This window comes from Agarivorans sp. DSG3-1, from assembly GCF_046774965.1.
In the GTDB taxonomy this organism is placed as follows: Bacteria; Pseudomonadota; Gammaproteobacteria; order Enterobacterales; family Celerinatantimonadaceae; genus Agarivorans.
Genome location: NZ_CP177241.1, coordinates 4,226,673 through 4,250,066, shown reverse-complemented (window position 1 = coordinate 4,250,066; position 23,394 = coordinate 4,226,673). Strand labels below are relative to the sequence as shown.

The following is a 23,394-nucleotide window of genomic DNA, read 5'->3' as shown; positions in this document are numbered from 1 at the left end:
TGTTTTGTTATTTAAAGCCGCCAATTGTTGAGGTTAAAAGCGTAACTGTTGCATATTGATTATCCTCATGTAAACGTTTTCCTTCTTTCGTGATGATCTTCGCATTATTGCCTCGTTAGGCCTACTAGAATCATCTGTAAATTAGGGACTGCTATTTTTATAAAACGGCTAAGCTTCAGCTTGATACTGAAATCAAGCCTGCGCTTTGGAAATAGCATTGATTATTTGGCCCTCTGGCCTGAATTGGAGAATAGAATGACGCCTGTAAGCGCCAATTTGCTAGCCCAGCGAGACTGGGAAAACCCCGCAGTAACAGAGCGAAATCGCCTACTGTCTCACGTTCCCCTTCAGTCTTTTTCAAGCGTTCAAGATGCTTTAGCCAACACTTGCCCAAAGCATAGCCTTAGCTTAAACGGTGAGTGGCGTTTTTGTTTGTTGGCACAGCCAGAGCAGCTTAGCGATGAGTTGTTATTGGGGAAGGCCGGGCAATGGCACTCAATAGATGTACCTAGCAACTGGCAATTAAAGGGCTTTGATAAGGCCATTTATACCAATGTCATTTATCCTTTTGCCGTAAACCCGCCGCAGGTACCCAGTGATAACCCAACCGGGGTTTATCGACGTACTTTTAGTTATCAAGATGATTGGCAACATCAGCAAGTACGTTTGCGCTTTGACGGCGTAAATTCGGCCTTTCATGTCTTAGTTAATGGTCAGTTAGTGGGGTATGGCCAAGATAGTCGTTTGGCCAGCGAGTTTGATATTAGCCACTACCTTCAGCAAGGAGATAATGAGCTGTGTGTGGTGGTTTACCGTTGGAGCGATGGTAGCTATTTAGAAGATCAAGATATGTGGTGGTTGAGCGGTATTTTCCGCGACGTAAGCATTTACGCCAAGCCTAAATTACATATCGCCGACTTTAGCATTAACACCGATTTAGATGCATGTTACCGCGATGCCCAATTGACGCTAGAAATACACTTGGCGGGTGTGGGCTTAGCCGACATGGAGAAGTGCTATGTCGAGCTACAGGTATTTGATGGCCAGAGTGCTTTATTCGATTCACCGATTAAAGCTGAAACCCATAACAAGGCCATTGACGAAAAAGGCGGTTTTGCCGACCGCATTTTTATAGATCAAACAGTGCATTCCCCCAAACTGTGGAGTGACGAGCAGCCACATTTGTATCAAGCGGTGATTAGCTTGTTTAACGCCAAAGGCGAATTGCTAGACGTTGAACAAAGTGCTCTAGGGTTCCGTTGTATTGAAGTATCTGATGGCTTGCTTAAACTCAATGGCAAAGCCCTGCTGATTCGCGGCGTTAATCGCCATGAACATGACCCTGAGTTGGGGCATGTAATGACAGAGCAACGGATGTTGCAAGACATTAAGCTACTCAAGCAAAACAACTTTAATGCAGTGCGTACCGCGCATTACCCTAACCACCCTCGCTGGTACGAGTTATGTGATGAATACGGCCTATTGCTGGTGGATGAAAGCAACTTAGAAACCCACGGTATGTTTCCTATGTGTCGCTTGTCAGACGATCCTGAGTGGATGCATGCATATATGCAGCGAGTAACACGCATGGTTGCTCGAGATAAAAATCACCCTTCAATTATTATTTGGTCTCTCGGTAATGAGTCGGGTTATGGCAGCAATCACGACGCTATGTATGGCTGGTTAAGACACGCGGATGCAAGTCGACCTATTCAATATGAAGGCGGCGGCGCAGATACTCCAGCTACCGATATTCTTTGCCCAATGTATGCGCGAGTTGATTGGGATACCGGTGGGGAGGGCATTCCTAAGCGCGCTATTACTGCGCATATTGGCGACCCTAACGAGCGGCGGCCACTAATCCTTTGTGAATATGCCCATGCCATGGGGAATAGCTTAGGCAGTATCGATGAGTATTGGCGAGCCTTTCGTTTACACCCTCGTTTACAGGGCGGCTTTATTTGGGATTGGGTTGATCAAGGAATAACAAAGTATACAGATGTTGGCGAAGCATACTGGGCTTACGGCGGGGATTTTGGAGACAAACCCAACGACCGACAGTTTTGCATTAATGGATTAATTTTCCCCGATAGAACGGTGCACCCAAGTTTGGCTGAAATTAAATATTTGCAGCAGTATTGGCAAATCCATGCGGAAGACTTAGATAGTGGAGCCTTTCGGATAACCAACGAGTACTTGTTTAGCGATAGCCAAAACGTTTCTTTAGTTTGGCGCATAGAGCAGCAAGGCGAGCTGTTTGACCAAGGCACCCTAGAAATTGATATAGCAGCAGGTGAAAGCCAGCTCTTTCATCTTCCTGCTAAGGCAATGAGTGCACTGGCTAAACAGCGCCACGGAGAGTTCTGGCTGACGTTAGAAGTAAGCCTAAGCAGCAAAACTCCATGGGCAGAAGTAGGGCATGTAATGGCTCAGCAACAATTTAAACTGCCAGCCGGTGGTTTATTGGCTAAACCAGCCTTAAGTAAAGCAGCGGTGACGTGCCAGCAAAAAGATCGCCTAATTAGCTTTGTTTGCCCAGAGCAAACAGTGGTTTTTGATTGTGTTTCTGCACAGTGGGTGTCGTGGGTTAAACACGGCAAAGAGCTGTTTACTGCTCCTTTGGCTAATAACTTCTATCGTGCCCCATTAGACAACGATATTGGTGTTAGTGAAGCTAGCCAAATGGATCCTCATTCTTGGATAGCGCGTTGGCAAAACGCGGGTCTGAATCATTTAGAACGTGCGGTTAGTAAGTTTGAGTTCTCACAGTTAAGTAATGGTTGTTGGCAACTTGAGTGCGATAGCGATTTTAGCTTTGAGCATCGTTTGGCTTTTTCTGTGGAACAACGCTTTTTGATTAGCGCTGATAAAGTGGAGTTGAGTACTGCGGTAGATGCAGCGCCTTATCTTCCTCCTTTACCGCGTGTGGGCTTGGAGTTGAGCTTAGACAAACAGTTTAGCCAAGTAAGTTGGTTTGGTTTAGGCCCACATGAGAACTACCGTGATCGTTTGGCCAGCGCGATAGTGAGCCGTTACCAATCGAGCATTGACGACTTACATACGCCGTATATTTTCCCTAGCGAAAATGGCGGGCGCGGCGCGATTCGCCAGCTAGAAATTGAACGTGATGATGGTTTGGCGCTAGCGATTAATTGCCAACCACATTTACAGTTTTCCGCTAGGCGTTACAGCCAGCAGCAACTTAGCCAGGCGACTCATAACTACCAGCTAACAGATAGCGGATCGGTATTTGTGCAACTCGATGTTGCCCATCAAGGCGTTGGGGGGGACGATTCTTGGAGCCCGTCTGTGCACCCTAAGTATCAAGTGAGCGATAGCCATTATCGTTATCAAATAGAGTTTTCGCTGCAAGGATTAAAATGATGAATATTTATCATTTGTACGGTCAAACTAGCAGTGTGTTGCTAAAAGAAACTGACTCTTTGCCAGAAATCGTTTATTGGGGGCGTAAGTTAAGTTTGCCTATAGATAGCAACTTACTTGGCGCAATATCAAGACCTTTAGGTGAAGCCAGTTTAGATGAGGATGTAGCACTTACTGTATGCCCAGAAGCGAGTGACGGGTGGTTCTCTAGCCCTGGTTTAGAAGGCAACAGGGCTGGCAAAGACTGGTGTCCTCGCTTTAGTGCTAAGTGTGTGTTGTCGGGACATTCTTCGTTATTGATAACTGCGCAAGATAAACAGGCTCAGCTGGCCTTGGAAATTACGCTGCACTTAGATGAGAGTAGCGACGTACTCAGTATGCAATCAAGCGTGACAAATTTAGGTGAACTTGATTACAGCCTGCAGCGCTTAGCCTTAACCTTGCCGTTAACGGCGCAAAGTAATGAGTTGTTGTCTTTACATGGGCGTTGGACCAAAGAGTTTCAGCAGCATCGCCAGCCGTTAGAGCGCGGCATTATTGCACAAGAGAATCGTCGTGGCCGTACGTCACATCAGTATTTCCCTGGCGCGGTGATTGGCGAGAAAGGCTTTAATCAGCAGCAAGGTGAAGTGTACGGATTTCATTTAGCTTGGAGCGGTAATCACAAAATTCAAAGCGGGGTTAAAACCGATGGTCGGCGCTGGCTACAAGCAGAAGAGCTTCTGCTAAGTGGTGAAATATCGTTAGCCAAAGGGCTGCGCTATCAAACGCCCAGTTTGTATGCGTGTTATTCGGCCAACGGCCTTAATCAAATGAGTGCCAATTTTCACAAGTTTGTGCGCGCACATATCTTACGCTTCCCACAAGCCGATAAACCGCGCCCGGTGCACCTGAATACTTGGGAAGGGATTTATTTTGACCACGACCCAAGCTACATCAAAAAGATGGCCAGTTTAGCCGCCGATATCGGCGTAGAGCGTTTTATTATCGACGATGGCTGGTTTCCGGGGCGAGACCACGACAAAGCCGGTTTGGGCGATTGGTACTTAGATACTCAAAAATACCCCAATGGCCTAGAAGAAGTCATCGATCATATTCAGCAACTGGGTATGGAGTTTGGGTTATGGTTTGAGCCAGAAATGGTCAACCCAGACTCTGCCTTGTATCGCAATAATCCTGAATGGGTGCTGGGTCAAACAGGCTACGAACAAAAAACCGGGCGTTACCAATACGTATTAGATTTACAGAATACCGAGGTATTCGACTACTTGCTGGAGCGACTCGATAGCTTACTTAGCCAATATGCTATTTCATATATCAAATGGGACATGAACCGAGAACTGGTGCAGCCTAGCCATTTAGGAGAAGCGGCAGTACACCGCCAAACTAAGGCTTTTTACGCCTTGGTAGATGAGTTAGCTAAACGCCATCCTCAGCTAGAAATTGAAAGCTGTTCTTCGGGAGGAGGGCGCATCGACTATGAAGTGCTTAAACGCAGTCACCGTTTTTGGTTATCGGACAGTAACGATGCTTTAGAGCGACAGATTATGCAGCCGGCGATGTTGTACTTTTTCCCTCCTGAAGTGATGGGTTCCCATATTGGTCCAGCGCATAGCCATACTACATACCGACAGCACAGCATTGGTTTTAGAGGATTGACTGCGCTAGTTGGCCACATGGGAGTGGAGCTTGACCCTGTAGCTGTAGATGCTGAGCAACGTGAGCAGTTCGCTCACTATATCGCTTTACATAAGTCGCTACGGCCTTTGTTACACAGCGGGACTTTTTTACAGCTGGCTGCAAGCGATAGCTCTTGGCAAGCCTATGGGGTGCAAGATCAGCAGCAAGGAGAGGGCGTTTATTGGGTTGTGCAACTCACTATGCCGGATTACACCTTGCCGGGAGCGTTGAGGTTTACTGGGTTGGATCCGCAAGCGATGTATTCACTTGAGGTTCTAGATAAACCTGATTTTAAACACATTATGAAACAGTTTCCCACTTGGATGGAGAGCAATGCCGCTTACCGTGGCGATACCTTGATGAAGCTAGGCATTCAACTGCCGATTATGGATCCTGAAAGCGCCATGCTGCTTAAACTCAGCCAGCAAGCTTGAGTTAGTGCTTGGCTTAATGGTTCTGCAGTTGAGTGTATTCTTGCTGGCTAAGTGCAAAATTGTTTAATAAAGTGTATTGCGCTTCGCCGCTTAGTGGATTTTGTTGATTAAATGCAATATCGAGTAGCAGGGTTTTTAAAGGCTCTGCTGCAGGAATACTGCCACTGTTAATGCTGTCAAATACGGCTTCTTTCAGCATGTTTGAGTCACCCTCTAGCATGTTACTGGCAATTTCACTTCGTTGTTCACTAGCACTAAAGCGCATCAGCTGTGAGAGTAGCATCTCGGCCTCATCCCCCTCAGTTTCAAACACCTTATTTTCAAGCTCGCGGGTAAGTATGTCCCGGTCAGCCTGGCTGAGTTGATAAGGTTGAATTAAGTTAAGTGCTTCAACACTACTGTAGTTATCAGAGTGATTTATCACCGCCATATCTATCAAGCTATTAATTAACTGCTCCGATTGAATATTCGTTGAGGTGCTGGCCAGTATCGCAATGAATTTTTGTTGAGATTGCGGATCAGTTTGCATCGCATAGTGTTCAGCCAATTCAAATAAGGCGGCATCACTTTGCGGGTTCGATGCGCCTTTAATGGCTGATATCAGCAAGTTGAATTCAGGGTCTTCAATACTTAGGTTCTCAAGTTGACTAATCGTGTCATCTAAACTGTTGGGGTCGTTGCGTAGCGAGTGTTTAAGTGCATCAAAGCGCTGGGCTGACTTATTCTCTGTTTGCTCTTGATGACTCTTTTCAAGCGCTTGTTTATTGGTAGGTGTAGCAACAATAGGATTGTTGGTATGGCCTGTTTGCATATTTGAGGAGATGCCATTATACGATGGATAAAGAGTGCTGCTTGTATCGCGTCTGGAACTTGTCGTTTCTTGTGCTAAGACACTTTGCATGGCGCTAGTTTGATGGCGACTATCGACAGCTGTTGGATGATAAACAGCTGCAACCAGGTAGCCAGCAATAAAGCATGCACCAAAAGACAGTGCCAAACGTAGGTTTTTCATTGTGTTCTCCAAGCAGGCCAAGCTGCAGTGCTTACTTAATTGCCAGCATCTTACAGTCATTCAAATGGAAGAGACTAAGCTGGAATAAGCTACTTAGTCTCTGCACAATTGAGCTTTAGCGTAACCAAAGCGATAAATCTACCGCGCCTTTGTGATTAAGGTTAGCATCGCCAAAAACCTCAATGGCTAGGATCTGGTAGCCATTGGCGATTCCGTTGGTTTTAAAGCCTAAATCTGAGTTGTCCCAGCGGTTTGCATGTGGGCCAAAATCCAGTTCTTGGTTGCTTCCTGTGGAAGTAGGGGAGCGACGAACACTCCAATATTGTTTGAATTGTCGGCTATCACCGTTGCCACAATATTGAGCGCCGTTACGGTCAACCAAATATACGTCGTAGGTGGCTCCGTTGGCATTTACTGTGCCTTTACTTATCGCAGGTGCTCCAGCATTTTCGTCCCAAGGCACAAACTTACCAGGGCCCTTCCAGCTGTCTACTACATAGTACTCTTGGGAGTTACTGCCGCTGCAAGACCAACCATAAAGTGCGACTAAGGCTTTTTGAATATTTGAGTTGCTGGTGAGCTCGCCAACGTTGTAACCAATTTTTCTGTAACGTGCACCATTTTCCCAACCTAGGCCGCCAATGGCGTCTTCGCCCCAAGATTTGGCCATGTTCCATTCAGCCCGATAATGACGTCCCGCATCATTATAAAAACCGATTTTCACATCACAGCTTTTAATGTTGTTTTGGCTAAGTTCAAACCACGAATAAAAGTGGCCTCGATAGGTGCCTGAGCCGTAACCATTGTCTGAGTCGGCTGCGGGGTCACAAATCGTTTTACCAATACTGGCTGCTAAGGTTGTATTCGGGGTGAGTGAAAGTAATGAGCCAAATGCTAATGATAAGGCTAGAAGTGGAGTTTTCATTTGGGTGTTCCTATTCCGTTTAGGTTACCAACGAACTAGTCAGAGAATGCGTTTCATAAGACCATACAACTCGTTAAATGCTATGTTTAATTATTTGAATTTGTGTACATTTTTTGTACGGACATAGTATTGGCTTGGTAAGATTTCTAGGTCAAACCCAAAAATTAAAAGACAAGGGCGCATCATACTAAGCGATGAAATTTTGCCGTTTACAAAAAAACGAAATTGACTAGTGATAAAAAATGAACGAAACGATCTATTGTTTTTTCGTACTATTTAATTGCAGAGGGGGGTGATCCAGCCTGTAAGCCAGCTAGCTACAGCAAGGTAGCCACAAAGTATGCCTTACCATTAGCTTTACCGACCAAGACTAAAGCAACAAGCTTGATAGGCAGGGGCAAGTTCGCCCCATTTATTCCCTTTATAGTTAGCTGCTGCTTTCATGAACATTTGAAGCGCCGCATCTTTCTATTATTAGCGGGTTTATTGTGGTAGCAGTTGCAATAAGAAATTTTGCTTCCCTATTGCCTTAGGCCTCCACTTCTTTTGTCAGAGAAAAACTCATAACGCTGCTACTCATTGTTAAGACTGAAAATGATATTCGTGACTTAGAGAGAGCTGTAACCAGCATAGGAGGTCTAGAAGCTAAACCTTAAAGCGAAGGAGTGTTACACAAAACATTAAGTATTTAGTGAGTAAAAAAAGGGTGCGCCATAGCGCACCAAAAAAGAAAGTGGTATTCGGAATAAAATTAGTTAATTGAGGCTAAAATAGCATCAAGTTTGGCGTACTTCTCAAAGATTTTTTGTTCCTCCGCTTCATTATAAGTATTACTCAATAAGGCTATTTCACTATGCTGAATGTCTCGCCATAGCTTCAAGGCTTGTAACTGTTCTTCGCTGGTTAAACTTTCCAGTACATTCACTTTAACAAGGTCGGTTTTAGTCTCGTAGAACAGTTGGTCTAGGCGCTGATAAAGAACGCTGAAGCTGATTTCAGCTTTCACATTATCGTCCAGTTCGCTGCCATCTAGTTGGTACTCTAACGCTAGCATTTGCTCACGCCATTCTAGCGCTTGAGATTGTTGGTCTAGCGGTAAACGTGAGATAGAAGCGTCGTAATCAACCACTATAAAGGGGTCATTAAATGGCTCGAAGTCTTTGATGGCCTCGGCTTGCGCGCCACTGAGGTATAGCGCTAAAGCGAGCAATGGCGCGAGTAACCTCAAGTTTTGTTTAAGTCGGTATTTCATGCTAAATTCCTTAATGACTTAGTATTTCATGCTTATGTCAAACCAGCCGGTTTAGGGTGCATCCTGATCCGGTTGGTACTCTAGCAAATCACCAGGTTGGCATTCTAAAACCTGACAAATCGCATTTAGGGTTGAAAAGCGGATCGCTTTAGCGCGGCCAGTTTTCAAAATAGATAAATTCTGTATTGATATTCCTACTGCTTCAGACAATTCATTTAAGCGCATTTTTCGTTTAGCTAGCATCACATCTAAGTTGATTACTATTGTCATGAACCGCTCCCACTAAATAGTTGCATCTACATCAGCTTGAATTTGCACGCCCAAGTGCATTACGTGAGCAATTACAATCATAAACAAGCCTGCTAATAACAGTGGAAAGTCGAGAGAGATATACTCCATGTTTGTCCATTCATGTGGAGGAGGGATTAAGCCAAACATATCTCCCATAGGTGGACCATTAAACGGGCGGTTCATCTCCATTTCAAAGGGGATCATGATGTGTTCAATAATGTAATTAGCTACACCATTCACCACAAATAGCGCTACTAAGGTCCAGCCTATACAACGAAAATGGCTAGTGGTTTCTAGAGTAAATACCTCACAAAGACTATATGCCTTAAATAATCGGTCGATTTCCCAGACTAAAGATGCCATGAGTAAAGACGTAGTGAAGAAGATGGCCACCGAGCTAATTCTCATAGAAATAGGCAAGGGCTCGGGGTGTAAAAATGGTGCATCTGGCGGTAGGAGTAACAGGTCGTCAAAGGGCAATTCTGGTGGGCCAAACACCATTTCAACCAAGTTGTAAAAGCTATATACCCAAGGGCTGTGGCGCATTGGCTCAATATCTAAGCCTAACTCGCTAGGAAAGCCGATTAAACACACCAAGATTAGTGCTACTAAGCCCCATAAGAAGATCCGCATTCTTTTACCTACGGCACTAATAGCCTCAATGGACTGCATTGTCTATGTTCTCCCTACTAGACGAATCTTTACGATAAACAATGTTTATTTATCGTTTATCATTAAATAATGAATGATAAAATTCTCAAAGTAAATACTTATAAGAGAGGTTTTTTTAGGTAAACTTAAGCTTTGCTGATAGCGTTTTTTGCTTTTGACAGGCTGGTCTCATTTAGTTAGCGTTAGCACTTATTACATCCATCGGTAGCCCCATCTAAATGAACTCAATTGTGACTAATCAATTAGAAGCGAAATGCCTTGCCTTTTTACAGCAGCAAGTCTGTGCTGATGCTGCCCATAAACTTGATCATATTATGCGAGTTGTTGGCTTAGCGACGTTGTTTTGTCAGCAAGAAGACGCAAAGTTAGCGGTGGTTTTACCCGCGGCCTACTTGCATGACTGCGTGACGCTAGCTAAAAACCACCTGCAGCGTGCTAATGCCTCAATGCTTGCTGCAGATAAAGCAGTAGCGTTCTTGACTGATATAGATTATCCCGCCGCTTATTTGGCCGACATTCATCATGCTATTTTGGCGCATAGTTATAGTGGGCAAGTTAAGCCGCAAACCTTGGAAGCGAAAATTGTTCAAGATGCCGATCGCTTAGATGCTTTAGGCGCTATTGGCATTAGTCGCTGTATTCAGGTTGGCAGTGGATTAGGAAGAGATTTGTATCACGCCAATGATCCCTTGTGTGAGCAACGCACTCCCAATGACACGCTGTATACCATCGACCATTTCTTTACTAAATTATTGTTAATTCAGGATACAGTGCACACCGACGCCGCTAAGAAAGAGGCCAAAATACGGAGTCAGTTTATGCAGCGCTTTTTAACTCAGCTAAAAAGTGAGTTATCGTTTTAGTTCAGCCATTCACTTTGATGTTGGGGGACTTAGACTGCTGTTTAAAAGCGTTGAGTACTAACCATCCTTGGTCAGCTTATTACTGTATATTTAGAAACGGAAATCGAAACCTATCGTTCCAATTGTTTCCTCAGACTTTACACTGCCTTTGTTACTAATCGGGTTGTAGTAAGCACTGTCTACTTCAAGCACGTCGTACTTCACTTCTAAGTAGATGTTTAAGATGTTATCACCTAGATGAGTACGGATACCTTGTAACCACATTAGGTTTACCACATTCATTTCTACGCCATCAAAAGACTTACCCATATTGGCATTAAGCACTGTGTAGTGGGTATTGTTCCAAGGCTGTAACACGTAGAGATTAAGTGAGCTCATATGAGAGTTGTCTGAGCCTAAAAATTTTGCAACGTTGGTTCCGTTTGCGCCGCCAAAGTCTGCAATGCCTTTGCATAAACCATTTTCTAGGTCACCATAATTGCGGCAATTAGAATCAATGCTGTTACCAATACCATCTACATCCCAGTCAACATAGGTGTAGTTGATAGATGGGAAGAACATTGTACCTTCGGCAGTTTTTAGCGGCAGCATGTAACCAGCGGTATACATGTTAGTAAGATCGGTCACGCGATATAAATCGGTATACACGCCACCAAAGCGCGCATCAAAGTGAGCAAGACGAAAGCGGAAGTTGTCACTTTCGGTGTAGTACTCACCTAATAAAGTGGTTTGGGTTGTTTCTGTTCCGCTACCACCGCCAGCAGCGAGTTTAATTTGGCCATTATGGTCGGCAGCGATGCCTCCACGCCAATTGCTGTTACGAGGATCGGCATCGTGAAACTCTTCATCAGCAGTTGGTGCTGCTACTTCTTCAGCGAAGCTTAACGGTGAGAACAGAGCGGTTAAAATCGCCGATGCGATTAGCGTGTTGTTTAGGTTTGTCATAGTAACTACTGGGTTAGCTGTTTGAGTGACGGCATCTTACAAACAAGCTGTTTTTTGTAAAATACCCAGTAGTGACTTTAACTAATTCGATTTCTGACTTGAGCTGGATATAGAGTTTATTATCGATATAATCCATTCGTTTAGTGGATTATCTTTGTTTTGCTGGCGAAGACAAACTACGATATCTGAGACACCTTCGGCAAAATCTTCTAGGCTTTGCGGCAACGACACGCTGACTAAGCTGGTTTTTTCTGGCAGCATTGAGCGACTTGCTGCCAATATCCCTTCGCTTTGTTCACACGCATTCATCGCTAACAGAAAGTTATCGGTTTTTAGGCTGATTTGCGGCTCCACTTTTAGGTTATTAACTAGCATGTCGAAGTGAGCACGTAAGTCGTTCCAGTTACTGGCATTCCAAATAATTAAAGGCCAATGAAAAATACTGTCTAAAGTCTCTGGAGGAGAAGTGGCTAAAGGGTGTTGCGGATTGACGAGCAAGATAAACTCATCTTTAGCGATGACTTTTTGACTGATTGATTTAGGTAAAAAGCGGTTAAAAAAGTTCACACCTAAGCAAGCTCTACCTTGCAGCAACTTCTCTGTACTTGACTCACCCCATTCCTCTAAGCACCAAGTAACATTGGGAGCGGCGTCTGACAGCGCCTTGTATAAACGAGAACCATAAACAGACATGAGAGGGCGATTTAAAATAATCACTCGCTCACCTTCTAGTTGTGAAGGGGCAATTTGTTTATCGTTCTGTAAGGCCTGCTGCGCAGCATGTAATAACCCTGGGATATGCTCTACAATTTTTTCTAAATAGTTGGTGGGCGCTAAACGATTGCCAGAACGTATGAGCAGGCGATCATTTAAAATCTCTCGCGCTTTGGCTAAATGGCGAACCACTTTTGATTGAGAGAGTTGTAAACGTTCAGCCGTTTTATAGGTGTTTTGGGTTTGATGTAAATCAAGCAGTACTTTTAGTGTGCCTAACTCTATTTCATCGAGCCTCATTCTTAATATCTTTTCATTATTTGGTATTTATGTCTGCATTGTAATCTAATTGTGAGATTTAGTATTGATTTGGTCGGTATTTGGGCGAGATTATCGTTAAGCCTGAACACTGTGTGGAGGGCTAAGAAAGAGTATTAACATGGATGTGTCGGTAACAAAAAAGCCGACGTTAAGATGTGTCGGCTTAATGATAGCGCTTCGCTTATTTTACATTACTCATCACTTGTTATTACTCGGCGTGGCTTAGATTCAATGGCTTTAAGGTAGTCATGGGTCCAAATTTGCGAGCGAATTTTACGGCGATTGCCTCGGCTCACATAGAGATTTTGTTGCTTGCCATCTAATACTCGCGCCTTGGTGGTATCAGCAAACTGTAGCTCTAGTAAGTCGATAACCCGCTGTTTTAATTCTTCATCATAAATAGGTACACCCACTTCAACTCGTTCTTCAATGTTTCGAGTCATCCAGTCGAACGAGGCAATGTAGACCTGATCTTCTCCACTGTGGTGGAAATGAAATACTCGAGGGTGTTCTAAGAAGCGGTCAACAATACTAATAATACGGATATTGTCGCTTACCCCCTCTAAACCTGGCACTAACGAACACATGCCGCGGATCACCATGCGAATTTTTACCCCAGCTTTGCTTGCTGCATACAAACGGGTCACTAAGCCTTTATCAACTAAGTTGTTTACCTTAATGGTAATGGCTGCAGGGTGGCCTAAGTTGGCTTGGTTTATCTCGTAATCAATTAAGCTGAACAAGCGGCGACGAGTATCGTTAGGCGAAACAATTAAGTGCTGGAACTTAAAGCGTCGATAAGGTTGCTGAATAAAACGAAATACGTTTTCTACTTCTTGGCCAATCTCTTGGTTTTTAGTAAACAGCGCAAAATCGGTGTAAATTTTGGCGGTTTTTTCATGGAAGTTACCAGTACCAATATGGCTATAAAATACCCTTTGGTCGCCTTCTTTACGTGTAACAAGCAACAACTTAGAGTGCACTTTTAGCGAGGGCACGCCAAAGACTACTTTTACGCCGGCATCGGTGAGCATTTGTGCCCAACCAATGTTTGCGCCTTCATCAAAACGAGCGCGTAATTCAATCACTACGGTGACGCGTTTGCCATTATTGGCGGCGTCAATTAACGAGTTCATTAGGTGAGATTTTTTGGCCACCCGATAAATGTTGATTTTGATGCTGCTGACTTTAGGGTCAAACGAGGCTTGGCGAACAAACTCCGAAATATAACGGAATTTATGGTAAGGGTAATACAGCAAAATATCACGCGCGCTGATAGCGTCAAATACGGTATCAAAGCTATCAAAATCTCGGCAATTTAATGCCGGAATCTTGTTGTTTTCTAGGTACTTCCTGCCCACGTTTGGAAAGCCAATGAAGTCTTTAAAGTTATGATAACGACTGCCGCTTACACTGTGGTCTAGTTTTGAGATGTGCAGCATTTTACTCAAGCGTTTGATCATACTGTTAGGCATTTCTCTGTCGTAAACAAAACGCACCGGTTCTGCTGTTAAACGCTGTTTAATGCCTCCAGACATTTTCTCTAATAAACCTTGGTCTACCTCATCGGTGAGATCGTAGTCTGCATCGCGGGTCATTTTAATTGAGTATGCCGATATGGTGTCGTATTCGTAAAATCCACGCAGTAAATCATCCAAACAAAATCGGATAATATTATCCAAAATAATCATTGTTTTGCGGGTTTTAGAACCATCTGGCGGCAATACTACAAAACGCGGCAGGGTATCGGTGGGGATCTCAATCAACAAGTGACTTTCTTTATCCCCTTTTTTAACTTCAACCGCTAAGTAGGTGTACTCATCTTTTAAGAAGCGAACCAAGTCTGTACGTTTGGTAATAACAATGGGTGTGATGTGACGAAGAACTTTGTCTTTAAAGTATTTACGCACCCAGTTTTGATGATTATCACTTAGCTGGTCTTCATTAATCAGGAAGATATTACGGCGTGCTAAAGTGAGAATAATTTCTCGGTAGGTCTCATCAAAGTCTTGCTGTAATTCGGCAAGCTTGGCTTGTACGTCACTAAGTAACTTGATCGAGCCGTCGTCTTTCTGTTTTAACTCATTTAAGATGATTCTGCGTTTTAGTGCTGCCACGCGTACTTTATAAAACTCATCTTGGTTATTAGAAAAAATCCCTAAAAAGCGCACTCGCTCGATGATAGGCACGGAGTGGTCTTGGGCTTCTTGCAAAACACGTTGGTTAAACGAAAGCCAACTTAACTCTTTCTCAATATAAAGACTGTCGCTCATTGGTCACCTATATAAAATACTGCTTAAGTTACTCATCTAGTCTTGGTCAAAATCTACCATCAAGTCATCAGCTAGTGATTCCAAAGAATCTTGAATATTGCTTAGCTGCTCTTCATTAGCGCAAGGTACTAATAGATGCGCGGTAAAGATAAGGCCGCCCCAGTTAGGCGCGCTGGCAACAAGGGTGTTTATTTCAGTGATGCTAACACCTAGTGCATTTAGCGCTTGAGTGACTTCTTTAACAATGCCTACACGATCGTTGGCTGTAACGGTAATAGCCACTTGAGCTTGCTCTGCATCGCCACTTTTATCGCCTTCTGCGATGTTAACCAACAAGCCAGCTTGATCTTGTAAGGCACGGCTTAGGCTAGCTAAGTGCTGTTCGTCTACCTCTATATGCAGAATGCCGGCAAACTGCCCGGCAAGCTCGGTTAAACTGCTGGCTAGCCAGTTGCCTTTGTGTTGCACTACTAAAGAAGATAATTGGTCTACAATACCTGGGCGGTCTTTACCAATTACGCTGACTACGAGTTGTTTCATCTTGTTGCTCCTTAGTAGGGTAGGTTATCGCGCTAAGTGCAGAAAACTAAGTGTAATTCCCGAGGGATTAAAGTATGCATAGCTTTTATTGATTTAGGAAGATGTAAGCCCGCGCACTTGAAGAAAAATCACCCACCTACGCAATATAATTTCACTGTAATATTAGCTACATACAAATGTAACACTGGCTTGCTAATGATAGAACAGTAAGCCCCTTAAAGCCCTCAAAATTGTGACATTTTTTTTAGTATTTCGCTCTGTAACAATACTGTCATAAAACTGCCATATACTTTCGCCAGATCTATTAAATTGTGAGGGATATATGACGCAGTCAGTGTCATTTAATAGTAGTGCTCAGCGGCAAATTAAGGACCGACTAACCCGCTACAGCGTAAGTGCTGGCGGAATCGTAGTTCTTTTGGCGTTGATCTTAATTTTCTTCTATTTATTGTATGTGGTAGCACCTATTTTTTATGGGGCTAGCTTAGAAAAGTCAAAAACCATTCCGCTAAACGATAGTCATACTACCGTGGCCATTGGTGTTGAAGAACAAAACGAAATTGCCTATCGCTTTAACAGTGATGGTCGCCTACGTTTCTTCAACCTAACCGATACGCCGCGTGAGTTTACAGACTATCAAGTTGACGCAGAAATAACTGCGGCAGACCGCACAGTGCCAAACCAAGGTTTAGTGGCCTACGGTACTCGTGAAGGTACTGCTTACGTGGTTGCGCCGAAGTTTGGCGTTAGTTACCCCAACGACAAACGCTTAATTACGCCGAGCTTAGACTACCCAATGGGTGAGCAAGCATTGAGCATTGATGCCCAAGGGCAGCCTATTGTTCAGTTGGCGTTTGAGCGCGAAGAAGAGTCTGCGGTAGTAGCAGCCATTACCGAAGATGGCCGAGGTATGTTGGTACGTTTAGAAGCCGAAGAAGACATGTTTAGCGAGTCTTTAGAATGGTTGCCTGAACTCGCTGAAATTCCGAGTCTGCCAAAAAGTGTTGATCAAATGCTGGTCACACCTGACTTGCGTCGTTTGTATATTCGCAGCGGTAACCAACTAGCAAACTACAACATTTCAAACATTGATGATGTGCGTTTAAACTCGGTTGATTTCATCAACAGCAAAGATGCTAATGTTACAGACCTTGCCTTACTCACTGGCGCTAGCTCGCTGATCGTTGCAAACGATAACGGCAGTATTACTCAGTGGTTTGATGTGGCTAAAGATGGCGTACGTAAACTCACTCAAATTCGCGAGTTTAACGCTGGCACTAAAATCAATGAGATTGGTGTTGAGTATTTCCGCAAAGGGTTTGCAGTAAGTGGCGAAGATGGGTCTATTACCCTATTTCACACTACTGGCGGTGGGCGCTTAGTGCGCGAGATGACCGACTCTAAAGCCTTTGGTTTAGCCTTCTCACCACGTGCCAGCGGCCTGTTAACAGAATCTGAGAAGGGCCTAGAATTTTACCACGTAGATAATGAGCACCCAGAAGTAACTTGGCGCGCATTGTGGAGCAAAATTTGGTACGAAGGTTATCCAGAACCGCAGTATGTTTGGCAATCAACCTCGGCCAGTGATGACTTTGAGCCTAAATTGAGCTTAGTGCCGATTTCCTTCGGTACCATTAAAGCTGCTTTTTATGCGATGTTGTTTGCTGCACCCATTGCCTTAGCGGGTGCTATTTATACCGCTTACTTTATGTCTGCGCCGCTACGTAAAGTGGTTAAGCCTACCGTTGAAATTATGGAAGCTTTACCGACGGTAATCTTGGGCTTCTTAGCCGGCTTATGGTTAGCCCCTCTTATAGAAGACAACTTACCCGGTGTTATCGCCATTATGGTGTTACTGCCGGTCGGCTTCCTAGCCACTGCTTTTGCTTGGTCAAAAATGCCGAAGAAAGTGCGTCAACTATTACCAGACGGTTGGGACGCCATCGTGCTTATCCCTGTAGTACTGTTTATTGGTTGGGGCTGTATTCAAATTAGTCCAGCGCTTGAGCAATGGATGTTTGATGGCGATGCACGTTTGTACCTGACCAACGAGTTAGGGATTAGTTTCGACCAACGTAACTCAATGGTGGTGGGTTTAGCCATGGGATTTGCGGTTATTCCTACTATTTTCTCGATTGCCGAAGATGCGATTTTCTCGGTGCCTAAGCACTTGAGCAATGGCTCGTTAGCGTTAGGCGCTACGCCTTGGCAAACCTTGACTAAGGTGGTCATTCTTACCGCCAGCCCAGGTATTTTCTCGGCCGTAATGATGGGCCTCGGTCGCGCAGTTGGCGAGACCATGATTGTACTGATGGCTACGGGTAATACTCCGGTAATGGATTGGAGTATCTTCCAGGGTATGCGTACTTTGTCGGCTAACATCGCGGTAGAAATGCCAGAGTCTGAAGTGGGAAGCTCACATTACCGAGTGCTGTTCTTAGCGGCCTTTGTATTGTTTGTATTTACCTTCGCATTTAACACCATTGCTGAATTTGTGCGCCAACGTCTGCGCGACAAATACAGCTCGCTGTAATAGGGATATGGGAACTAACCGATGAATAAGTGGTTTAAATCAGGTAACCCGTGGATTTGGATGACAGCCGGTGCGGTAAGCATAAGCTTAGTAGCAGTAATTGGATTACTGCTACTGATTGCCGCACGAGGCTTAGTTTACTTCTGGCCAAGCCCAGTGCTTGAAATGGAAGTTCATCAGTTTGGCAAAAACCAAACGGTTATTGGTGAACTGTACGAAACAGAGTTAGTGCCAATTGAGCGCTTACAAGCCTCTGGTGCTAACTTAGAAGGCTTAGACGGTGATTTTGTAGAACGTTTTCTAATAAAAACCGGTAACCGCGAATATGTTGATCTAGATTTTCGCTGGCTAACTGAAAACGAAATCTTGTCGAAGACACGCCCAGAAAATATTGCGGTGGTAGAGCGTAGAACCAACGGTAACTTTTATGGTTACGTTGAAGGTATTGTTAAAGGCGGCGAAACCATTGACGCTTCTTTAGATACTGACCACGCAACATTGTATGAGCTGTTAGAGCGTTCAAACGACATTATTGAACAAGCTGACTCGTTGCAACGCAGCGATATTGGTAGCATTAACTACAGCCTAGAGCGTTTACGCCTTAAACAGCGTAAATATGAAATGGCTGAAGAGTTAACAGCTGAGCGCCTAGCGGGTATTGAGGCCGAAGAAGAACAGCTTCATCAAGATTACTTGGTATTAGAGAAGCAGTTGTTCGCTTACCGAGACGATGCGCGTCGTGACCAACTTGTTATTCGCGATATGCGTGGCGAGTTGGTGACCATTCCAATGGACAACGTATTGGATGTGTTCTTCCCTAACGAGATGAACTGGTTTGATAAAGTAGGCCATTGGGTGCATCAAGCAACCAAGTTTATTGTATCTGAACCGCGTGAAGCGAATACCGAGGGCGGGGTATTCCCAGCCATCTTTGGTACGGTATTCATGGTAATGCTGATGGCGGTTATTGTTACGCCTTTAGGTGTGGTTGCCGCTATTTACTTGCACGAATATGCAGGTAATAACAGCTTGACTCGTTTGATTCGTATCGCGGTGATTAACTTAGCGGGTGTACCGTCTATTGTATACGGCGTATTTGGCTTAGGTTTCTTTGTGTACATGCTAGGTGGCAGTATTGATTCCTTGTTCTATCAAGAGTCTTTACCTACACCTACCTTTGGTTCACCAGGGGTTATTTGGGCAGCCTTAACCTTAGCAATTCTTACCTTACCGGTGGTTATTGTTTCCACTGAAGAAGGCTTGTCGCGTATTCCAAGTGCGGTTCGTCAAGGTTCGTTAGCGTTAGGTGCGACCAAAGCAGAAACCTTGTGGCGTATTGTTATTCCTATGGCTAGTCCAGCCATTATGACTGGATTGATTTTAGCGGTAGCTCGTGCAGCAGGAGAAGTAGCACCATTAATGTTAGTGGGTGTGGTGAAGCTAGCGCCAACCTTACCTTTAGATGGTAACTTCCCGTTTATTCACCTTGAGCGTAAGTTCATGCACTTAGGTTTCCACATTTATGATGTAGGTTTCCAAAGCCCGAATGTAGAAGCGGCACGCCCTCTGGTATATGCCACTGCATTTTTATTGGTAACGGTTATTATTGGCTTGAACTTGGCAGCCATTCAAATCCGTAACCGTTTACGTGAAAAGTTTAAAACGTTAGACCAATAAGCTAACGGCAAATTTGTAGGAAAAAAAATGATTTCTTTGAATACAGAAAATAGTCGAGATACTAAATTAGATTTGGCTAACTTAACGGCAGAACAAACCGCTTTGGAAGTAAAGAATCTCGATCTTTACTACGGTAGTAAACAAGCCTTGTTCGACGTATCGATGAAGATCCCTAAAGGGCAGGTTACCGCATTTATTGGCCCGTCGGGTTGTGGTAAATCTACCTTGTTGCGTTGTATTAACCGCATGAACGACTTGGTTGATATTTGTAAAATTAGCGGCGAAATTATGCTGCATGGCCAAAACATCTATGACAAAAGCGTAGATGTTGCGGCGCTGCGACGTAATGTGGGCATGGTATTCCAGCGCCCAAACCCATTCCCTAAATCAATTTACGAGAATGTGGTTTACGGTTTACGCCTACAAGGTATAAAAGACCGCCGAGTATTAGATGAAGCAGTAGAGCGCTCATTACGCGGCGCAGCGCTGTGGGAAGAAGTAAAAGATCGTTTGCACGAGAATGCCTTTGGTTTATCAGGTGGTCAGCAACAACGTTTAGTTATTGCCCGCGCCATTGCTATTGAGCCAGAAGTGCTATTATTGGATGAACCTACATCAGCTCTCGACCCAATTTCAACATTGACGATTGAAGAACTGATTAACGACCTCAAGAGTCGTTACACCGTGGTGATTGTGACTCACAATATGCAACAAGCGGCGCGTGTATCCGACCAAACAGCCTTTATGTATATGGGCGACATGGTGGAATACGCTGATACCAATACCTTGTTTACCACACCGGCGAAGAAACAAACCGAAGATTACATTACAGGCCGCTACGGTTAACCATACCGTGGCTGAGGAAGAGATATGGATAAGTTAAATATGAATAAACACATATCTGGTCAGTTTAATGCTGAACTGGATCATGTGCGTAATCAGATTATGGCGATGGGTGGATTAGTTGAACAGCAACTAAAAGACGCACTTAGCTTGTTAAGCCGGCCCGATGCTGAATTGGTGAATAAAGTTATCACCACCGATAGCAAAGTTAACTCTTTTGAAGTGGCGATAGACGAAGAGTGTACGCGCATTATTGCGAAGCGCCAGCCAGCAGCAAGTGACTTACGTATAGTCATGGCCATTATTAAAACCATTGCGGATTTAGAACGTATTGGTGATGCTGCAGAAAGCATTGCACGTATGGTTGAGCGCAATATGGACAAACCTTTTAAAGCATCGTTAACCAGTTTGGAGCATTTAGGCCAACATACGGCAAAAATGCTGCACGACGTGTTAGATGGGTTTGCACGTATGGATGTAGAAACTGCGTGGCAAGTACACCAAGAAGATAAGAAAGTAGATAAAGAATACGAACGTTTGATTCGTGAGTTAATGACTTACATGATGGAAGATCCGCGTTCTATTCCCCAAGTACTAGATGCTTTAGCTGCTGCGAGAGCGATCGAGCGTGTTGGCGACCGCTGCCAAAACATTGCTGAGTACATTATCTACTTCGTAAGAGGTAAGGATATTCGCCATTTAGCTGGTGATGAAGTAGAAAAACTGCTGTAGTTAATCGGTATTTCCCAGTTAAAAGCCGGCATATTGTCGGCTTTTTTATTTTTCCGAATATTTTTTTCAAAAAAATTTTTGTTTTTCTGGTCTGAACAGTCAGAGATTAGAGTTTTGTTTTATAACGACTCACTTTTAGCTTCGGTCGAGTCAACGATCAACCTCTCAGTGAAAACTGCAAAATAAGATTTAAACTGCTGTTTTAATTTTTCCTTAAGTTACTATTTTTAATCGATAATATCGCCTTCTCTTGTTTCTTTTCATTTATTTCAATTAACCTTTACGTTTACGTAAGGGTTAATTGGTTCTACCGCTAGTCGTTACGATAACGTCATTAGGTTATTTAGTTACGTAATTAACTTCCTTTTTTAGACTTTTGTAGTAACGGAGATGTTGCTGAAATGTTGCCCATTTAGAGTTATTACTTTAAATAAAGCTTTGCTTTTGTTTTTTGCGATGATATAAAAAACAGGGTCTTGAGGTGATTTTGAAACGGTTGTTTTAAATTTATCTGCTGGTGAGACTTTAGTTTTAGTGTTTAACATTGAGGCTGTTGCTTATCGTAACTTGAGTTACACCTACGTGATTATTACATTTTGGGTCGTAATTTACGGGTGATTCATTTGACATATAAGCAATAGGTAAACACTGAACGCATTAGCCGACCATGTTAAACAGGCTGAGGCCTATTTAACCCAGCTACAGTGAGGCAGTAACCACAGCCAATAGCAATAATAATGCTGACCATGGCGCCTCACACATTGGCTCAGTACTTTTAGATAAAACCAAAAAAAAGGTAAAAGTACTGAGTTAAATTTTCCAAGCCCTGTTGGCTTGGTGTGTACTAAAATAATCCGCAGTTATAGCGGGTATAGAAAGAACTACGTGAATATGCGGTACAAATAAATTGTATCTAGGAATAGGGTCTAAGAGGGATTGAACATGACATTAACAAGAGAACAGCAAATTCAAGCATTAGAAAAAGACTGGGCAGAGAATCCTCGTTGGAAAGGGGTTAAGCGCCCTTATAGCGCGGAAGAAGTTGTTAAATTGCGCGGTTCATTCATTCCAGAAAATACAGTCGCGCGTCGCGGCGCAGAAAAATTATGGTCTCTCGTCAATGGCCAAGCCAAAAAAGGCTATGTTAACTGTTTAGGTGCGCTAACCGGTGGCCAAGCCGTTCAGCAAGCTAAAGCGGGCATTGAAGCCATTTACCTATCTGGTTGGCAGGTTGCTGCCGATAACAATTCTGCATCAAGCATGTACCCAGACCAATCCTTGTACCCAGTTGATTCTGTGCCAAAAGTGGTTGAGCGCATTAATAACTCTTTCCAACGCGCTGACCAAATTCAGTGGGCAAACGGCCTATCGCCAGCGAACGGTGGCTTAGATTACTTCTTGCCGATTGTGGCAGACGCTGAAGCAGGTTTTGGCGGCGTACTAAATGCCTTTGAACTGATGAAAAATATGATCAAAGCAGGTGCGGCAGGTGTTCACTTTGAAGATCAATTAGCGTCAGTGAAAAAATGTGGTCACATGGGCGGTAAAGTATTGGTTCCAACCCAAGAAGCGGTTCAGAAGCTAGTCGCTGCACGATTTGCAGCTGATGTAGCAGGTGTACCAACACTGGTTATTGCCCGTACTGATGCCAATGCTGCTGACCTATTGACTTCAGACGTTGACCCTTATGACGCTGAATTTGTGCAAGGTGAACGCACAGCAGAAGGCTTCTACAAAGTAAACGCGGGTATCGATCAAGCGATTAGTCGTGGCTTAGCTTATGCCGAGTACGCAGATTTGATTTGGTGTGAAACAGCGACGCCGTGTTTAGAAGAAGCGCGTAAATTCGCTGAAGCTATTCATGCTAAACACCCTGACCAACTGTTGGCTTACAACTGTTCTCCATCATTCAACTGGCGCAAGAATTTGGATGATGAAACCATTGCGAAGTTCCAACAAGAGCTTAGCGACATGGGCTATAAATACCAGTTCATTACTTTAGCCGGTATTCATAACATGTGGTACAACATGTTCGACTTAGCGCATAACTACGCGCAGGGCGAAGGCATGAAGCACTACGTAAATATGGTGCAAGAGAAAGAATTCCAGGCTGCAGATCGTGGTTACACCTTTGTAGCGCATCAACAAGAAGTGGGCACCGGTTACTTTGATCAAGTGACTAATGTTATTCAAGGTGGCCAATCTTCAGTAACCGCGTTAACGGGTTCTACCGAAGAAGAGCAATTTAGCTAAGGTTTACTACTTAGACACTAATAATAAAAACGCTATGTAACACCTATTTG

The 23,394-nt window shown here is 43.9% G+C and carries 17 protein-coding genes; 8 read left to right on the top strand and 9 right to left on the bottom strand.

Features of this window, described 5'->3' with window-relative positions:
• Positions 1 to 255 precede the first annotated feature (255 nt).
• Both ACLD71_RS19695 and ACLD71_RS19690 read left to right on the top strand, forming a co-directional pair.
• Positions 256 to 3,384 (top strand): beta-galactosidase, encoded by a 3,129-nt coding sequence (locus ACLD71_RS19695; protein ID WP_411991740.1) that lies wholly within the window; start codon positions 256 to 258, stop codon positions 3,382 to 3,384.
• Positions 3,381 to 5,498 (top strand): alpha-galactosidase, encoded by a 2,118-nt coding sequence (locus ACLD71_RS19690; protein ID WP_411991739.1) that lies wholly within the window; start codon positions 3,381 to 3,383, stop codon positions 5,496 to 5,498. The genes ACLD71_RS19695 and ACLD71_RS19690 overlap by 4 nt, the downstream gene beginning before the upstream one ends.
• A gap of 13 nt (positions 5,499 to 5,511) precedes the next feature.
• Here ACLD71_RS19690 and ACLD71_RS19685 read toward each other — a convergent pair whose 3' ends face one another.
• The 5 genes from ACLD71_RS19685 to ACLD71_RS19665 form a co-directional block, all read right to left on the bottom strand.
• On the bottom strand, positions 5,512 to 6,510 hold the full coding sequence (locus ACLD71_RS19685) for a hypothetical protein (RefSeq protein ID WP_411991738.1): 999 nt from the start codon (positions 6,508 to 6,510) through the stop codon (positions 5,512 to 5,514).
• Positions 6,511 to 6,625: 115 nt separating this feature from the next.
• On the bottom strand, positions 6,626 to 7,435 hold the full coding sequence (locus ACLD71_RS19680; protein ID WP_411991737.1) for a glycoside hydrolase family 11 protein: 810 nt from the start codon (positions 7,433 to 7,435) through the stop codon (positions 6,626 to 6,628).
• Between the two features lie 751 nt (positions 7,436 to 8,186).
• On the bottom strand, positions 8,187 to 8,687 hold the full coding sequence (locus ACLD71_RS19675) for a hypothetical protein (protein WP_137671445.1): 501 nt from the start codon (positions 8,685 to 8,687) through the stop codon (positions 8,187 to 8,189).
• Positions 8,688 to 8,738: 51 nt separating this feature from the next.
• On the bottom strand, positions 8,739 to 8,957 hold the full coding sequence (locus tag ACLD71_RS19670; RefSeq protein ID WP_137671444.1) for a helix-turn-helix domain-containing protein: 219 nt from the start codon (positions 8,955 to 8,957) through the stop codon (positions 8,739 to 8,741).
• 12 nt (positions 8,958 to 8,969) lie between these two features.
• The gene (locus tag ACLD71_RS19665) at positions 8,970 to 9,650 is read right to left on the bottom strand and encodes a DUF2975 domain-containing protein (protein ID WP_137671443.1); all 681 of its coding nucleotides are present in this window, start codon (positions 9,648 to 9,650) and stop codon (positions 8,970 to 8,972) included.
• A 230-nt stretch (positions 9,651 to 9,880) separates the two neighbouring features.
• Between ACLD71_RS19665 and ACLD71_RS19660 the strand changes: the two genes are divergently transcribed.
• Positions 9,881 to 10,513, top strand: a complete 633-nt coding sequence (locus ACLD71_RS19660) for an HD domain-containing protein (RefSeq protein WP_411991736.1) — start codon at positions 9,881 to 9,883, stop codon at positions 10,511 to 10,513.
• 90 nt (positions 10,514 to 10,603) lie between these two features.
• On the opposite strand, the gene ACLD71_RS19655 is transcribed toward ACLD71_RS19660, so the two are convergent.
• The 4 genes from ACLD71_RS19655 to ACLD71_RS19640 all read right to left on the bottom strand — a co-directional run bounded on the left by ACLD71_RS19655 (position 10,604) and on the right by ACLD71_RS19640 (position 15,306).
• Positions 10,604 to 11,458 carry a hypothetical protein gene (locus ACLD71_RS19655; protein ID WP_137671441.1) on the bottom strand — a complete coding sequence of 285 codons (855 nt, stop codon included), beginning with the start codon at positions 11,456 to 11,458 and terminating at the stop codon, positions 10,604 to 10,606.
• A gap of 81 nt (positions 11,459 to 11,539) precedes the next feature.
• Positions 11,540 to 12,472, bottom strand: coding sequence for a LysR substrate-binding domain-containing protein (locus ACLD71_RS19650; RefSeq protein ID WP_411991735.1), 933 nt, complete (start codon positions 12,470 to 12,472; stop codon positions 11,540 to 11,542).
• Positions 12,473 to 12,684: 212 nt separating this feature from the next.
• Positions 12,685 to 14,766 carry a polyphosphate kinase 1 gene (gene ppk1, locus ACLD71_RS19645; protein ID WP_137671439.1) on the bottom strand — a complete coding sequence of 694 codons (2,082 nt, stop codon included), beginning with the start codon at positions 14,764 to 14,766 and terminating at the stop codon, positions 12,685 to 12,687.
• Positions 14,767 to 14,802: 36 nt separating this feature from the next.
• Positions 14,803 to 15,306, bottom strand: a complete 504-nt coding sequence (locus tag ACLD71_RS19640) for a glycine cleavage system protein R (protein WP_411991734.1) — start codon at positions 15,304 to 15,306, stop codon at positions 14,803 to 14,805.
• 322 nt (positions 15,307 to 15,628) lie between these two features.
• On the opposite strand from ACLD71_RS19640, the gene ACLD71_RS19635 reads away from it, so the two are divergent.
• The 5 genes from ACLD71_RS19635 to aceA all read left to right on the top strand — a co-directional run bounded on the left by ACLD71_RS19635 (position 15,629) and on the right by aceA (position 23,344).
• Entirely contained in the window at positions 15,629 to 17,839 is a 2,211-nt protein-coding gene (locus tag ACLD71_RS19635) for an ABC transporter permease subunit (RefSeq protein WP_161985059.1), read from the top strand.
• A 21-nt stretch (positions 17,840 to 17,860) separates the two neighbouring features.
• A complete protein-coding gene (gene pstA / locus ACLD71_RS19630) occupies positions 17,861 to 19,516 on the top strand; it encodes a phosphate ABC transporter permease PstA (RefSeq protein WP_303552944.1) in 1,656 nt (551 codons plus the stop codon).
• A 27-nt stretch (positions 19,517 to 19,543) separates the two neighbouring features.
• On the top strand, positions 19,544 to 20,362 hold the full coding sequence (pstB, locus tag ACLD71_RS19625; RefSeq protein ID WP_137671436.1) for a phosphate ABC transporter ATP-binding protein PstB: 819 nt from the start codon (positions 19,544 to 19,546) through the stop codon (positions 20,360 to 20,362).
• A 24-nt stretch (positions 20,363 to 20,386) separates the two neighbouring features.
• A complete protein-coding gene (phoU, locus tag ACLD71_RS19620; RefSeq protein WP_137671435.1) occupies positions 20,387 to 21,091 on the top strand; it encodes a phosphate signaling complex protein PhoU in 705 nt (234 codons plus the stop codon).
• 942 nt (positions 21,092 to 22,033) lie between these two features.
• Positions 22,034 to 23,344, top strand: a complete 1,311-nt coding sequence (gene aceA / locus ACLD71_RS19615; protein WP_303514213.1) for an isocitrate lyase — start codon at positions 22,034 to 22,036, stop codon at positions 23,342 to 23,344.
• The last annotated feature ends 50 nt before the right edge of the window (positions 23,345 to 23,394 follow it).